General features: G+C 66.1%; 14 protein-coding genes and 1 tRNA gene. 1 reads left to right on the top strand and 14 read right to left on the bottom strand.

All coding sequences use genetic code 11. The features are described from left to right. Window positions 1-38 precede the first annotated feature (38 nt). From BLQ58_RS07305 to BLQ58_RS07285, 5 genes are all read right to left on the bottom strand, one after another. Window positions 39-833, bottom strand: a complete 795-nt coding sequence (locus BLQ58_RS07305; RefSeq protein WP_029051251.1) for an ABC transporter ATP-binding protein — start codon at window positions 831-833, stop codon at window positions 39-41. A gap of 1 nt (window position 834) precedes the next feature. Then, window positions 835-1,731, bottom strand: a complete 897-nt coding sequence (locus BLQ58_RS07300) for an ABC transporter permease (protein WP_029051252.1) — start codon at window positions 1,729-1,731, stop codon at window positions 835-837. A gap of 101 nt (window positions 1,732-1,832) precedes the next feature. After that, window positions 1,833-2,813: an ABC transporter substrate-binding protein gene (locus BLQ58_RS07295; RefSeq protein WP_029051253.1), complete on the bottom strand. Its 981-nt coding sequence runs from the start codon at window positions 2,811-2,813 to the stop codon at window positions 1,833-1,835. 377 nt (window positions 2,814-3,190) lie between these two features. Further along, entirely contained in the window at window positions 3,191-4,225 is a 1,035-nt protein-coding gene (locus BLQ58_RS07290; RefSeq protein ID WP_029051254.1) for a quinone-dependent dihydroorotate dehydrogenase, read from the bottom strand. A 176-nt stretch (window positions 4,226-4,401) separates the two neighbouring features. Next, the gene (locus BLQ58_RS07285) at window positions 4,402-5,199 is read right to left on the bottom strand and encodes an arginyltransferase (protein ID WP_029051255.1); all 798 of its coding nucleotides are present in this window, start codon (window positions 5,197-5,199) and stop codon (window positions 4,402-4,404) included. Between the two features lie 185 nt (window positions 5,200-5,384). Here BLQ58_RS07285 and BLQ58_RS07280 point away from each other — a divergent pair, with 185 nt between their 5' ends. Continuing rightward, complete coding sequence (locus tag BLQ58_RS07280; protein WP_139186072.1) at window positions 5,385-5,918, top strand: hypothetical protein; 534 nt, start codon at window positions 5,385-5,387, stop codon at window positions 5,916-5,918. 4 nt (window positions 5,919-5,922) lie between these two features. Here the strand turns inward: BLQ58_RS07280 and aat are convergent, their stop codons facing one another. The 9 genes from aat to BLQ58_RS07235 form a co-directional block, all read right to left on the bottom strand. After that, window positions 5,923-6,669, bottom strand: a complete 747-nt coding sequence (aat, locus tag BLQ58_RS07275; protein ID WP_029051256.1) for a leucyl/phenylalanyl-tRNA--protein transferase — start codon at window positions 6,667-6,669, stop codon at window positions 5,923-5,925. A gap of 34 nt (window positions 6,670-6,703) precedes the next feature. After that, the gene (locus tag BLQ58_RS07270) at window positions 6,704-7,288 is read right to left on the bottom strand and encodes an NUDIX hydrolase (RefSeq protein WP_029050656.1); all 585 of its coding nucleotides are present in this window, start codon (window positions 7,286-7,288) and stop codon (window positions 6,704-6,706) included. Window positions 7,289-7,496: 208 nt separating this feature from the next. Beyond that, window positions 7,497-7,573 (bottom strand) — tRNA-Met (locus BLQ58_RS07265). A gap of 138 nt (window positions 7,574-7,711) precedes the next feature. Beyond that, on the bottom strand, window positions 7,712-8,473 hold the full coding sequence (locus BLQ58_RS07260) for an RES family NAD+ phosphorylase (protein WP_029050655.1): 762 nt from the start codon (window positions 8,471-8,473) through the stop codon (window positions 7,712-7,714). Further along, window positions 8,433-8,822, bottom strand: a complete 390-nt coding sequence (locus tag BLQ58_RS07255; protein WP_029050654.1) for an antitoxin Xre/MbcA/ParS toxin-binding domain-containing protein — start codon at window positions 8,820-8,822, stop codon at window positions 8,433-8,435. The genes BLQ58_RS07260 and BLQ58_RS07255 overlap by 41 nt, the downstream gene beginning before the upstream one ends. A gap of 91 nt (window positions 8,823-8,913) precedes the next feature. Further along, window positions 8,914-10,170, bottom strand: a complete 1,257-nt coding sequence (gene boxA, locus BLQ58_RS07250) for a benzoyl-CoA 2,3-epoxidase subunit BoxA (RefSeq protein WP_029050653.1) — start codon at window positions 10,168-10,170, stop codon at window positions 8,914-8,916. A gap of 22 nt (window positions 10,171-10,192) precedes the next feature. Beyond that, entirely contained in the window at window positions 10,193-11,617 is a 1,425-nt protein-coding gene (gene boxB / locus BLQ58_RS07245; RefSeq protein WP_029050652.1) for a benzoyl-CoA 2,3-epoxidase subunit BoxB, read from the bottom strand. A gap of 42 nt (window positions 11,618-11,659) precedes the next feature. Next, window positions 11,660-13,339 (bottom strand): 2,3-epoxybenzoyl-CoA dihydrolase, encoded by a 1,680-nt coding sequence (gene boxC / locus BLQ58_RS07240; RefSeq protein WP_029050651.1) that lies wholly within the window; start codon window positions 13,337-13,339, stop codon window positions 11,660-11,662. Window positions 13,340-13,543: 204 nt separating this feature from the next. Further along, window positions 13,544-14,500, bottom strand: coding sequence for a helix-turn-helix transcriptional regulator (locus BLQ58_RS07235; protein WP_029050650.1), 957 nt, complete (start codon window positions 14,498-14,500; stop codon window positions 13,544-13,546). Window positions 14,501-14,642 lie beyond the last annotated feature (142 nt).

Here is a 14,642-nt window from a genome sequence, read left to right as displayed (position 1 = left end):
CGGGCTTTTTTGCGAGCGGCTTGCGCCGCGCGTGGCGATCAGCTCAGCAGAAGGGCGTCGTCATCGAGTTGCTCATGCCGCGTCTGCTCGAACATCTTGAGCAGGTCGGGCACGTCGAGGCCCTTGCGCTGGTCGCCCGACACATCGAGCACCACCTGGCCCTGGTGCAGCATCACGGTGCGCTGGCCGTAGTCCAGCGCCTGGCGCATCGAATGGGTGACCATCATCGTCGTCAGCTTGCTTTCCTCGACGATACGCGCGGTCAGTTCCAGCACGAAGGCTGCGGTCTTGGGGTCCAGCGCTGCCGTGTGCTCGTCGAGCAGCAGGATGCGCGACGGCTGCAGCGATGCCATCAGCAGGCTCACCGCCTGGCGCTGGCCGCCCGACAGCAGGCCGATGCGGTCCGTCAGACGGTTTTCCAGGCCCAGGTTCAGCAGGCGCAGCTTGTCGCGGAACAGTTCGCGCGACGGCTTGTTCAGTGCCGGCCGGAAACCGCGGCGCGAGCCCCTAGCCATGGCCAGCGCCATGTTTTCCTCGATCGTCAGCGCCTCGCAGGTGCCGGCCATCGGATCCTGGAACACGCGGGCCACCAGGTGCGCGCGGTCCCAGGCGGGCTGGCGCGTAACGTCTGTGTCGTCGATCATGATGCGGCCGCTGTCGACCATCGTGTCGCCGCTGACGGCGTTCAGGAAGGTCGACTTGCCGGCACCGTTGGACCCGATCACGGCCACGAACTGGCCGGCCGGGATTTCCAGGCTCAGGCCGCGCAGGGCCCGGTTTTCGATCGGCGTGCCCGGGTTGAAGGTGAGCTTCAGGTTTTCAGCGCGCAGCATCTCAGGCACCTCCGTTCTTGCGGGCGAACAGCTTCTTGCGCGTGGCGGGCAGCACCAGCGCCAGCGTCACCAGCGCGGCGGTCACCAGGTTCAGATCCTGTGCCTTGAGGCCGATGAATTCCGAATTCAGTGCCAGCGCGATGAAGAAGCGGTACAGGATGGCGCCGACTACCACGGCCAGCGTCACGTACACCAGGCGTCGCGCCGGGATGATGGTCTCGCCGATGATCACCGCGGCCAGGCCGATCACGATCGTGCCGATACCCATCGAGATGTCCGATCCGCCCTGCGTCTGGGCGAACAAGGCGCCGGCCAGCGCCACCAGCGCGTTTGACAGCGCCATGCCGGCCAGCGTGGCGCGGCCCGTGGGCACGCCCTGGGCACGTGCCATGCGCGGATTGGCGCCCGTGGCACGCATCGCCAGGCCAAGCTGCGACGAGAAGAACCAGTCCAGCGCGAGCTTGGCGATGACCACCACGACGAACAGCACCAGCGGGCGCAGCACGTAGTCGGGCATCCATTCGGGCTGCAGGATCGTGAAGATCGTCGGCTCGGTGATCAGCGGCACATTGGGGCGGCCCATGATGCGCAGGTTGACCGAGTACAGCGCGATCATCATCAGGATACTGGCCAGCAGATCCATGATCTTCAGGCGCACGTTGAGCCAGCCCGTGATCCAGCCGGCCATGGCGCCGGCGACGATGGCGACCACCGTGGCAATGAACGGATCCTGTCCGGCGGAGATCAGCGTGGCGGCGACTGCGCCACCGAGCGGAAAGCTGCCATCAACGGTCAGATCGGGAAAATTGAGGATGCGGAACGAAATCAGCACCCCGAGCGCCACGAGGCTGAAGATCAGGCCGATCTCCAGGGCACCCAGCAGGGAAAAGAGGGACATTGGGGAAAATCCTTTGCAGGCCGTCCGGCCGGCCCGGATAGGGCCATTGGGGGCGCTTCGGGCCGCGCGCCACAGGGTAGGGCGCGCGGCATCCGGCGGTATTACTTGATGACGGTCTTGGCTTCCTTGACCAGGTCCGGCGACAGCGTGACGCCTTGCTTCTCGGCGGCGCCCGTGTTCACGAACAGTTCAAGGTTATCCGACGTCTGCGAGGCGATCGCGCCCGGCTTCTCGCCCTTCAGGATGCGCACCACGACCTTGCCGGTCTGGTGGCCGAGGTCGCCGTAGTTGATGCCCAGCGCGGCGATGGCGCCACGCTTGACGCTGTCGGTATCGGAGGCCACCAGCGGAATCTTCGATTCGTTGGCCACTTTGACCAGCGATTCGTAGGCCGATACCACGTTGTTGTCGGTGTTCGTGTAGATCACGTCCACCTTGCCGATCAGGCTCTTGGCGGCCGGGCCGATGTCCACGGTACGCGGCGCGGCGGCTTCCTTCAGCGACATGCCCTGCTTGGCCAGCAGATCCTTCAGCTCCTTGACCACCACCACCGAGTTGGCTTCACCGGGGTTGTAGACCATGCCGACGGTCTTGGCCTTGGGCACCACGCGCTTGATCAGCGACACCTGCTTGTCCAGCGGCAGCTTGTCCGACACGCCGGTCACGTTGGTGCCCGTCGCGCTCCAGCTCTTCACCAGCTGCGCGGCCACCGGATCGGTCACGCCCGAGTACACCACCGGCACGGACTTGGTGGCGGCCACCACGGCCTGGGCCGAAGGCGTGGCGATGGCCACGATCGCGCTCGGCTGGTCGCCCACGAACTTGCGGGCGATCTGGGCGGCGGTGCCCGGGTTGCCCTGGGCGCTCTGGTATTCCCACTTCAGGTTCTTGTCGGCGTCGTAGCCGGCAGTCTTCAGCTCGTCGCGCACGCCGTCGCGGATGGCGTCGAGCGCAGGGTGATCCACGATCGACAGGACCTTCACGGTGGCCGTCTGGGCCTGCACGGCACCGCCGTAGAGCAGGGCCAGCGCCACTGCGCTGCCGAGGATGGACTGGGTGGTGGATGCCTTGAAACGCAGCATGTAATTGTTCTCCCCCGAGGGTTCGGTGCTTTTCAGTCAGTCAGCCGCAAACGGTACGACTGCCGTCCTGACGGGCGCCGGCAGGCCGGAAAGGGCATCTGCGGGGCTGCCCGGCGGTCCTGATGCGGACGCGGCGCGCCCGGCGGCAGGTACGGGCACGCGCGTGATCACATCGGATGCGACGGCGCGAAGCCTGCGAGCATACCATTTTCGGCCCCCGCTGGGATCGCTTTTGGTGCTGCATTGCGCCATATCCTGCCGAAAAACACCTCCCAAAGAAGGGTGTGCCGCAAGATATTGCGCAAGATTGTCATTTTTCGCGTGAATGCGCCCGATGACCGACACGGGGTGGTGGCCCCCGCGATGCCGTCCGCCGCCTACCGGCGCAGGGCGGCGGCGCAGTCGCGGACCAGCGTCGGGCCGCGGTAAATCAAGCCGCTGTAGACCTGTACCAGTTGCGCGCCGGCGTCGATTTTGGCGCGCGCGCCCGCTCCGTCGAAGATACCGCCCACGCCAATAATTGGCAGATCATTGCCAACGACGCGGCGCAGTTCACGCACTACACGCGTGGATGCCTCGAAGACGGGGCGGCCGGACAGGCCGCCGGCTTCGTCGGCATGGGGCAGACCCTTGACCGCGTCGCGCGAGATGGTGGTGTTGGTGGCGATCACACCGTCGATACCGTGGCGGACCAGGGCATCGCCGATATTGCGGATCTGGTCGTCATCGAGATCGGGCGCGATCTTCAGTGCCACCGGCACGTACCGCTTGTGCTGGTCGGCCAGGCGCTGCTGGGCGGTCTTGAGCGTGGACAGCAGGCTGTCCAGCTCGCTGGCGCCCTGCAGCTGGCGCAGGTTCTTGGTGTTGGGCGACGAGATGTTCACCGTCACGTAGCTGGCGTGGGGGTAGACGCGCTCCAGGCAGTACAGGTAGTCGTCGGCCGCGCGCTCGATCGGCGTATCGGCGTTCTTGCCGATGTTCAGGCCCAGCACGCCGCCTTCGGCCTTCCAGCGAGACGCCTGCACGTTGCGGATGAACGCGTCGACGCCGCCGTTGTTGAAGCCCATGCGGTTGATCAGCGCATCGGCCTGGGGCAGGCGGAACATGCGCGGACGCGGATTGCCGGCCTGGGCGCGGGGCGTGACGGTGCCCACTTCGATAAAGCCAAAGCCGAACGCGGCCAGCCCGTCGATATAGGCCCCGTCCTTGTCCAGCCCCGCGGCCAGGCCCACCGGGTTCGGAAAGCGGATGCCCATCACGGTGCGCGGATCGTCGGCGATGCTGTTGCCGAGGCAGCCGGCCAGACCCATGCGCTTGGCGCGCATCAGGTTATTCAGCGTGAAATGGTGGGCATCCTCCGCGTCCATGGAGAACAGGGCGGGGCGAAACAGGGGATAGAGCGCGTTGAGCACGGATGGGGCGCGGCCGGAGCCGGAGAGGAGTCGGAACCAGGGCGGCATTGTAGCCGTTCAGGCCGCGTCTGCCGCCAATTCTGCCCGGTCTGGGCGCGAACTGCCCCGTTCGGCCTGGTTTCGACTGGATTTGCCTCGCGTACCCGGTAGCCCGGGCACGGGCCCGCGCCTGGCGCCTATTCCTGTGCCGGGCCGGGATTGGCCGACGGTTGCGGCTCCGGCGAGGCGGGTGCGCCTTCGAACGCGTGCCACTGGTTGCCGGTCAGGACCTGCAGCGGCTGGAAGCGCGCCTTGTAGGCCATCTTGCGGCTGTCTGCGATCCAGTATCCCAGGTACAGATGCGGCAGGCCCAGCTCGCGGGTCTGATTGATCTGCCAGAGGATGTTGTACGTGCCATAGCTGGTGCCGGTTACCAGCGGGTCGTAGAACGTGTAGACCGACGACAGCCCATCGTCGAGCACATCGATCATGCTCACCATGCGCAGCTTGCCGGCCTCGGGCGAACCCGCCGGCTCGCGGAATTCCACCAGCCGGGAATTGACCCGGCTTTGCAGCAGGAACTGCTCGTACTGGTCGCGGCTGTCCTGGTCCATGCCGCCGCCCGCATGGCGCATCGACTGGTAGAGCAGGTACAGCGCGTAGTGCTCTTCCACGTACGTCAGCGGCGCCACCAGCGCCTGCAGGCCCTGGTGCTGTTTCCAGGCGCGACGCTGGCTGCGGTCGGGTTCGAACTGGTCCACCAGCACCCGGCACGGCGTGCACGCGCGGCATTCGTCGCAGTAGGGGCGGTATGTGAAGATGCCGCTGCGGCGAAACCCGGCCCGCACCAGCCGCGAGTAGACATCGGCGTTGATCAGGTGGGCGGGTGTCGCCACCTGCGAGCGGGCCATGCGGCCTTCCAGATAGCTGCAAGCGTAGGGCGCCGTCGCATAAAACTGCAGCGCGGAGAGCGGTAGTTCCTTCAGCTTGCTCATGACGTCGAATGAGGGGGCGGCGCGTCGGACGCCGGCATTGCGGGTCTGAGTGGCAGTCTATCAGAGCCCATTGGGGCACGTCTGCAAGCGGAATCGGCACGGCGGCCGGCACTTTGAGATTCCTCGCATTGTTTTCAGCGCAGCGGCTTTCTAGGATGCGCTCTCTGATACTTCAGGAGCACATCATGGCATCCATGCCATTCGAGGAAGGTTCGGGAAGGGCGCAGCCTGGCGCGACCATGGTTGCGGGCTACCCGGTTGGCCGGTGGACGCGCTACGCAGACATGGCGGCGGTGGCAGGCCTCGGTCTCGGGCTGCTCGCCGCGTTGTTCGGCATTCTCGATTACCAACGCAACGTCTACGGCGACATGTTGAAAACCGAGGTTCGGGCCGTTGTGTCCACAATGTCGGAAATGGACAGGCGGCTCAGTGGTGAAATCGGGGCGCTGGACAAGAAGCTCAGCGGACAAATCGTCGCGCTGGACAAGAAGCTCAGCGGACAAATCGTCGCGCTGGATAACAGGCTCAGCGGACAAATCGGGGCGCTGGACAACAGGCTCAGCGGGGGAATGAAGGGGCTGGAAGCCCGCCTTGGCGACAAGATCGACGCCACGAACCGGCGTCTCGATGAAACCAATCAGCGCCTTGTCGGGCTGGAAAAGGAAGTCGGCGGCATCAACGTCCGCCTGGGCCGGCTCGAAGGAAAGGTCGCCAAGTGATGGCTCAGGCGTCGCCGTTTGTGCCAGTCCAGCGGCGCAGTTCGCCCTTGTCGAAATGCCATGGCTCGATAGTGGCAGAGCCTGCCGCGGCCCGCACATGCGCGATAAAGTCGGCGCGCGGAATCGGCGCCGCGCCAAGCGATGCAAGGTGGTCGGTTTCCTGCTGGCAGTCGATCATGGCGACGCCGTGGCGCTCCAGGAACGCACAGAGCGCCGCCAGCGCGATCTTCGAGGCATCGGTCCGATGCGCAAACATCGATTCGCCGTAGAACATGCGTCCCAGCGCCACCCCGTACAGGCCGCCCACGCGCTCGCCCTGGTACCAGGCCTCGACGGAATGCGCCAGGCCCAGCCGGTGCAGGGCCGCGTACGCGGCAATGATCTCGTTCGTGATCCATGTGCCGAGCTGGCCGTTGCGCGGCGTCATGGCGCAGGCGCGCATGACGGCCGTGAAGTTGTCGTCGACGCGGATTTCCCAGTCGGGATCGCGCAGCACGCGTCGCAGTGTCTTGCGGAACGAAGGAGAAACCTTGAGCGCGGCGGGCACCAGCACCATGCGCGGGTCGGTGCTCCACCACAGCACGGGCTGGCCTTCGGAGTACCACGGGAAGATGCCCTGGCGATACGCCAGCAGCAGGCGCTGCGGGGTCAGGTCGCGGCTGGCCGCGAGCAGTCCGGGCGCGTCGCTGGCTGGGCCGAGCGCGCGCTCGACCGGCGGAAACGGATCCTGCGGGTCGAGCCAGGTAATCATGCCGGGAAGATGGGCGGGGCCGCCTGGGCCGCGGTTACGGTGTGACGGTGGCGCGGCTGGTAAGCGGCCGCATCGGCTTGTCGATGTCGAGCGTGTGCAGGCGGAAGTCGCCAGCGGCGATCCTGCCCGCGGCGCGGTCGGCAAAGAAGCAGCGGAGCGTGTGGATCACGGTCGGGAAGGCCAGGTCGTCCCAGGGCACGTCGGCTTCATCGACGAGCTTGACCTCCAGGCTTTCTTCTCCCGGAGCGATGTCCAGGTCGTTCAGTCTGGCCAGGTAGAACAGGTGCACCTGATGCACATGCGGCACGTTCAACATCGAGAACAGCCCGCCCACTTCCACGCGTGCGCCGGCTTCTTCGAGCGTCTCGCGAGACGCAGCCTGCGCCGTAGTTTCGCCAATTTCCATGAAGCCAGCGGGCAAGGTCCAGAATCCGTAGCGCGGCTCGATGGCGCGCTTGCAGATCAGGATCTTGTCTTCCCAGACCGGAATCGTGCCCACGACATTGCGCGGATTGACGTAGTGGATGGTGCCGCAGTTATCGCACATGCTGCGCGGGCGGTTGTCGCCTTCGGGCACGCGCAGCACAACCGCATGACCACAGTTCGAGCAGAATTTCATGGGAGGCGTCCGGGAAGAATGGGGGAAAGTGTATCACCGCGCCGGAGACTCGCTTTGGCGGCTGCGTGAGGCAGGCGCGCGAAGCGTGGCGAGGGCGCACCGCGCCTGACATGCGGCATGGCCGAGGCGGCGATGCAAAACAAAAAACCCGCCGTTGGGGCGGGTTTGCTGTGTTGCTGCGTGACGGATCCGATTGATGCTGATCGGTTGGTTGCGGGGGCAGGATTTGAACCTGCGACCTTCGGGTTATGAGCCCGACGAGCTGCCAGACTGCTCCACCCCGCGTCCGTCGAAGCTGTGATTATAGGTGACCTGTTTTCGCATTGCAACAGAAACTTAAAAGTTCTGCGATGGCAGCCAATCCGGCGCGTTCGGGCTGCGCCTGACCTGCCTAACTATTGGAGCGTTTTTGCGCCGGGCCGTTCAAGCCGATGGCGGATTTTCACTTGTGCGATGCGGTGGCGGCCAGGGGGTACTTTCGAATTCGAAGCTGTCGCGCTGTCGCAGGTCATCGCGTTGCCAAATCACGCGGTCGTGGCGCACCGTGAGCATCCAGGTGGTGGTGGCCAGCGGTTGCGGCGGGTCGAACGCGCGCGGCGTCAACACGGCCACGCAGGTACCTGGCTCGGGATCTCGCACCGACGTGTAGCGGATCAGGCCGACACCGGCTTCCCGGGCGATGCGCGCGAAGTCCTGGCATGGGCCGTACTCGCGGGGGTGCGTCCACTGCGCGGCGTCCTGCGCGAAGGGCAGGGCGTCCAGCGCCACGCCATCGCTGCGGACACCTACCTGGAACAGCGTCTGTGCGCGCGCATCGATGCGGGGCAGGGCCGGGCAGTCCATCAGGAAGCGCCAGCGCCAGTAGCCCAGTTCGGCGCAGGCGGTACGGATCGATTCCGCGCCGTAGAACACGCCGGGGTCCTGGCCACCCCGGAAGCGTGAGCCCCACTCGGTGGCCGGATACCGGAACGGCGTAAAGATCAGGTAGTGCAGGGCGCGCGCGTCGGGTGGGACGACAGGTTTGCCGGCATCGATCACGGCTTCCAGAACGGCCTGCTCTTCGAGGGTATCGACCAGGGGCATGGTCGAGACAACATGCTGGGCTTCCACGGCCCGCCAGAGCGTGAGCGCGAACAGCTTGCGCTCAGATGCGACCGCGGGTGGCGTCCAGGTAGTGAACGACACGGACGAGGCCCTCAGTGGTGCGGATCAGTTCCAGCGGTTTGCCGCCGAGCGAGATGTTGTCGTGCGTCAGCCAGAGCCGCGCCTGCTCGTCATGGCCGAGGATGGCATCCAGCGATCGGAACAGGCGGACGAACAGGACAGCGAATTCCCATTCCTTGCGATGCGCGTCCAGCACATAGCCGCCCGAGGCCATGCGGGACACCGAGGCGGTGCTGATGCCCAGCACACTGGCGACGATGGCCTGGCTGATGCCCAGGAAGCCGGCCGCACGCATCACCGCCTTGGTCAGCGTCACACCGGCGTCAGGGTTGCCGGTCGGCGCAGTCTCCGGAATCTGCCTCGATTGCATCGCCCATGGTCTCCTGTTTCTTGAGAAACATTATAGGCGGCAGGTTTCACTTGGGAAGTTGCAAATCGAGACAGTTCCAGACCCTCGACAATCAGTACGTTTCGATGTGCAGCCGGCCTTCGGCGCGCAGGCGCGTCTCCACCTCAGTCCACGACAGCCCGGCCATCGCGCACACCTCCGAGAAAGCACCGAGTACGCCTTCCTCCATGCCCTTGAGCCCGCAGATGTAGACGTAGCCATGCGGGTCGCCAAGCAGTGCGGCGACGCTGGGGGCCGCTTCGCGTATCGCATCCTGCACATAGCGGCGCGACACGCCCGGGTCGCGGGAGAACGCGAAGTGGATGTCCAGGAAGTCCTTTGGCAGCTTCAGCAGCGGGCCGAAGTACGGCAGTTCGCGCCGGTTGCGAGCCCCGAAGAAGAGCAGACGGCGACCGCCGAAGTGGCTCATGTTGCGGCGCATCCGTTCGGTCATGGCACGCATCGGCGCCGATCCCGTCCCGGTGCAGATCATCATGACGCTGGCTTCGCGGTGGTTCGGCATCAGGAACGTGTTGCCGAACGGGCCGACGACCTGCACGGTGTCGCCCTTGTTCAGGTCACACAGGAAATTCGAGGCCACGCCACGCACCGGATTGCCGTCGTGGTCGGTGTCCACGCGCTTCACGGTCAGCGCCAGGTTGTTGTAACCGGGCCGTTCGCCGTCGCGCGGGCTGGCCACCGAATACATGCGGATGTAATGTGGCCTGCCCGACGCATCTGTGCCGGGCGGAATGACGCCGATGGCCTGTCCTTCGAGCACCGGAAAGAACTGGTTGCCGAAATCCAGCACGATATGGTGGATATCACTCGACGCGTCGGTCTCCGTCAGCCGGTAGTTGCCGGCCACCGTGGCGGTCAGCGGTTCGCGGATGCCATGCAGGTGGACGTATGGATGCGCCGCCGACCACGGCGCCTTGGGCGAGGTATGGCGGCTGGTTTCCACCGCCTGCACCGTTACCGGCGTGCTCGATGCCGCAGCCTCGCCAATCGCTTCGTCGGCTGCTGCGGCGTCGATGGCGGCGTCGATCACCGCATCGGTCAGCGGCACCTCGGCGGGCAGTTCGTCCCAACCCAGCTGCGCCTCGATCGTGTAGGCCTGCCCTTTGAACATGGTGCGCCAGTTGTCGATGGCGCCCGTGGGGCAGGGCGACAGGCACGCGCCGCAGCCGTTGCAGACGTCGGCCTTGACCACGTAGTTGCGGTCGTCGTGGGTGATGGCATCGATCGGGCAGGTGTCTTCGCAGGTATTGCACCGAATGCAGATTTCCGGATCGATCAGATGTTGCTTGATGATGTCGGCGGCGCCCATGATCGTCGGTTCCTCCGAAAATTCAGTTGAAGCGGACGTACTCGAAGTCCACCGGCTGGCGGTTGATGCCAATGGCAGGCGGCGCGATCCAGTTGGCGAACTTGCCCGGCTCGACCACCCGGCCCATCAGCGACGCCACGTACTTGCGGTCCGCGTCGGTGGCCAGCCACTTGTCCTTGTTGGCATTCCACTCGGCTTCGCCGATCACATCGCCTGTGGGCGACACATGCAGGTTCGCGAACGTGCCGATCTTGCGGTTGAACGCCTTGTGCGGCACCGTCAGCCGGAACGGGATGCCGGCTTTCTCGATCACCTTGTTCCAGCGCGCCACCCCGCCCACGGAATCCTTGATGTAGTCGTCCCGCAGCACTTCGTTCAGCGCGTTGAGCATCGGCACCTCGCGCTCGGCCAGCTTGCCGTCCCGGACTTCGAGGATACGGTACACATCCCCCTTGAGCAGGTGATCGTCGGCGCGCTTGCCCTCCTCGAAGCGGCCCTTGAGGCCGGCGCTGTAGAACGTGGCGGCGTTGGACGACTGGTCCGCGCCGAACAGGTCGATCGTCACGCTGTAGTGGAAGTTCAGGTAACGCTGGATGGTTTCGAGGTCGATCACCCCGGCGGCGCGCACGTCGGCCGGGTCCTGGATGTCGCGCTCGCGCATGACCTCGCAGGTGCGCTGGATCACGCGCGACACGCCGGATTCGCCCACGAACATGTGGTGGGCTTCCTCGGTCAGCATGAAGCGCGTCGTGCGCGCCAGCGGATCGAAGCCCGATTCGGCCAGCGCGCAGAGCTGGAACTTGCCGTCGCGGTCGGTGAAGTAGGTGAACATGAAGAACGACAGCCAGTCGGGTGTGCGTTCGTTGAAGGCGCCCAGGATGCGCGGGTTATCCTCGTCGCCAGAGCGGCGGCCCAGCAGCGCCTCGGCCTCCTCGCGGCCATCGCGGCCGAAGTGGCGGTGCAGCAGGTACACCATGGCCCACAGGTGGCGTCCTTCCTCCACATTGACCTGGAACAGGTTGCGCAGGTCATAGAGCGATGGGGCGGTCAGGCCCAGGTGGCGCTGCTGCTCCACCGACGCGGGCTCGGTGTCGCCCTGCGTGACGATGATGCGGCGCAGGTTGGCGCGGTGCTCGCCCGGCACTTCCTGCCAGGCCGCCTCGCCCTTGTGCTCGCCAAAGTGGATCTTGCGCTCGGCATCGGCCGGTTGCAGGAAGATGCCCCAGCGGTAGTCGGGCATCTTCACGTGGTCGAAATGCGCCCAGCCCGACGGGTCCACCGACACCGCCGTGCGCAGATAGACATCGAAATTGTGCGAGCCGTCCGGACCCATGTCGCGCCACCAGTCCAGGAAGGCCGGCTGCCAGTGTTCCAGCGCGCGTTGCAGCGTGCGGTCTTCCGACAGGTTGACGTTATTCGGAATCTTCTGGCTGTAGTCGATGCTCATCGCGGGTCTCCTTTTTTCGTTGTCAGGGGTGGCGGGCGGCGGTCAGACCCGGTCCCAGTCGAAGCGTGCCTTGTTGCCGGTGCCGAAGACCTTGAGTGCCCCGTGCTCGCCCACGGCGTTGGGGCGGTTGAAGATCCAGTTCTGCCAGGCCGTGAGCCGGCCGAAGATCCGCGTTTCCATGGTCTCGTGGCCCCCGAAGCGCAGGTTGGCCTCCAGGCCGGTCAGCGCATCCGGCGACAGGCTCGCGCGTTCCTCGATGGCGATACGGATCTCGTCTTCCCAGTCGATGTCGTCCAGCGCGGCCGTGACCAGCCCCAGCGCCTCGGCCGCAGGGCCGGCGAGTGGCTTGCCCGCCTGCTCGCGCACGGCGGCCAGTGCGTCGGATTCTTCGTAGAACCGTGCGGCGATCCGCGTCAGCCCGTTCGGCATCGGATAACGGCCAAAATTGGCGGCGTCGGCATGCAGGTGCGGGGCCTCGTCGGGGGCATCGGGCATATGCAGCATGTAGGTGCGGTCGGCGGCCAGCGCCAGTTCCAGCAGCGTGCCGGCAAAGCACGAACCCGGTTCCACCAGCGCGAACAGGCTGCGCGAGGACACATCGAGCCGTGCCAGCGTCCGGCGCAGCATGCCGATGGTTTCGCGCACGAACCAGTGACTGGCGTGGGCGTCCATCAGCGCATCGGCTGCCAGCACCTGCGCGGCGTCGCCCGTGGTCTTCAGGACCCACATGCCGATGTCGAGGTGGTTGGCGCGCAGGGTCAGGATGGCGTCATCGAGCTCGCGGGCCATCTTCAGCGGCCACCACTGCGCGCCGGCAGCGACGATGCCTGCCACGTCAGTCGGCTGCTCGCCGGTGGGGGCGCTAACGGTGATCGTGGCGTGGCGCGCGTCGCGGTCGATGTCGACGCGCACGGTGTCATAGCGATAGCCGGTGTCGCTGGTGTGGCGCGCCAGCGGTGTCAGCGCCACGCCGGCCTCGCCCGCGGGTCGATCGCTTTGCGCGGCCAGCGCCTGCGCGCGTTCGCGCACGTGTTCGTTGAAGCGGGCGGGTTTGACCACATCGTCCACCAGTCGCCAGTCCTTGGCGCGCTGGCCGCGCACGCCCTCGGTGGTCAGGCAGAAGATGTCGGCGTGGTCGCGGCGTACGCGGCGCTTGTCGGTCACGCGCGTCAGACCGCCGGTGCCGGGCAGCACGCCCAGCAATGGCACCTCGGGCAGGCTCACGGCCGACGAGCGGTCATCGATCAATACGATTTCGTCGCAGGCCAGCGCCAGTTCGTAGCCACCGCCGGCGGTGGTGCCGTTGCAGGCTGCGATGAACCTGATGCCGGAGTGGCGGCTGGCATCCTCGATGCCGTTGCGCGTTTCGTTGGTGAACTTGCAGAAGTTCACCTTCCAGGCATGGCTGGACTTGCCCAGCATGAAAATATTGGCGCCCGAGCAGAAGATGCGGTCCTTCGCGCTGGTGAGCACCACGGTGCGGACTTCGGGATGTTCGAAACGGATGCGCTGCAGCGCGTCGTGCAGTTCAATATCCACGCCCAGGTCGTAGGAATTGAGTTTCAGCGTGTACCCGGGGCGCAGGCCGCCTTCCTCGTCGACGTCCATGGCCAGTGTCGCAATCGGTCCATCGAACGTCAGCTTCCAGTGGCGGTACTGCTCGGGATGGCGCTCGAAGGTCACCGGGGCGGCAGGGGCGAGCGTGGCGGTCTCCGTCGGCATGGGGGCGTCTCCTTGATGCACTATAGTGCCGTATCATTTGCGATGAAATATAGTGCATCGAGGCGGGCGATGCAAGTCCCGCGCAACATGTCGGCGCGAAGCCGGAGACTTCGCGGAATTCGTGGGCAAAGGGCGGCGACGCGCGCCCGCTATCGTGGAAATGTTCCGGCCGCCCCGGGCACTGTCCGGGGCGGCCGGGCAGGTCTAGTGCGGAAGCTGGCGCAGTTGCGTCTGGAGCGCCTGCAGCGACGACGCGGCGTCCTGGCCGCTGGTGTCGATCGAAACATCCGCGCGCGAATAGAGCGGGGTGCGCGCCTGCAGGATGCGGCGCAGGTCGGTCATGGCTTCGCGGTTGCCCTCCATCGGGCGCATGTCGCCCTGGGCGACCACGCGCGCCATGTGCTCCTCGGGCGAGGTGCGCACCCAGACCGTCAGGCAACGCGACAGCAGCAGGTTGAATGTGGCCGGTTCGGAAACCAGGCTGCCCGGCGTGGCCAGCACCATCGTGTCGTGCTCGCGCAGCACGCGTTCGAGCGCGCGCATTTCATAGCGCCGGTAGGCGGCCTGGCCGTAGAGCGAATGGATCTCGGACAGGCTGGCGCCGGCCTCCTGCTCGATCGCCGCGTTCAGTTCGACGAACGGGATGCCTTCGGCGGCAGCCAGCGCGCGGCCGATCGTGGATTTGCCGGCGCCGCGCAGCCCGATCAGCGCAATGCGACGATGCCGCGCGTCGCGCGACTCCGCTGGCGACAGCGCGTGCTGCGCCGCCTCGCGCACGCGCGCCAGATCGCTGGCGGGCAGTTGTGCCAGCCACTGCACCAGTTGCGAAAACTCAGCGGCGCCGGGGCTGCCGTGCCCGGTGGCGTGGCCATCCACCTCGGCCAGCACGACGGGCAGCGGCACGTCCAGCGCGCCGGCCACCTGGCGCAGCAACAGCACCGATGCATTGCCGGTGCCCGTTTCGAGGTTGGCCAGGTAGCGTTCCGAGACATCGGCGCCGCGTGCCAGGTCCTTGCGAGACATCCCGCGCGCCGCGCGCAACGAGCGGATGCGTTCGCCAAGCTGCGTCAGATAGGGGTCGCGCTCGCCCGTGGCGCGGGACTCCGCGCGCGCGTCGGCGCGGCCGTCGGGGGGCAGGAGCGTGTCGGGATCGCGACGCATGCTGGTATCGAAAATAGGGTCAGGTTGGATCGGGCGACGCATTATACGTACACGGCGCGCCTCATCGCGCATGGTGGGCGCTGTTATATAGTGCATACCCTTGCTTGCATAATAGTCGATATGAAATAAAATGCATCGACAT

This window comes from Ralstonia sp. 25mfcol4.1, from assembly GCF_900104095.1.
Lineage (GTDB): Bacteria > Pseudomonadota > Gammaproteobacteria > Burkholderiales > Burkholderiaceae > Cupriavidus.
This window is presented reverse-complemented; position numbering and strand designations above follow the sequence as displayed.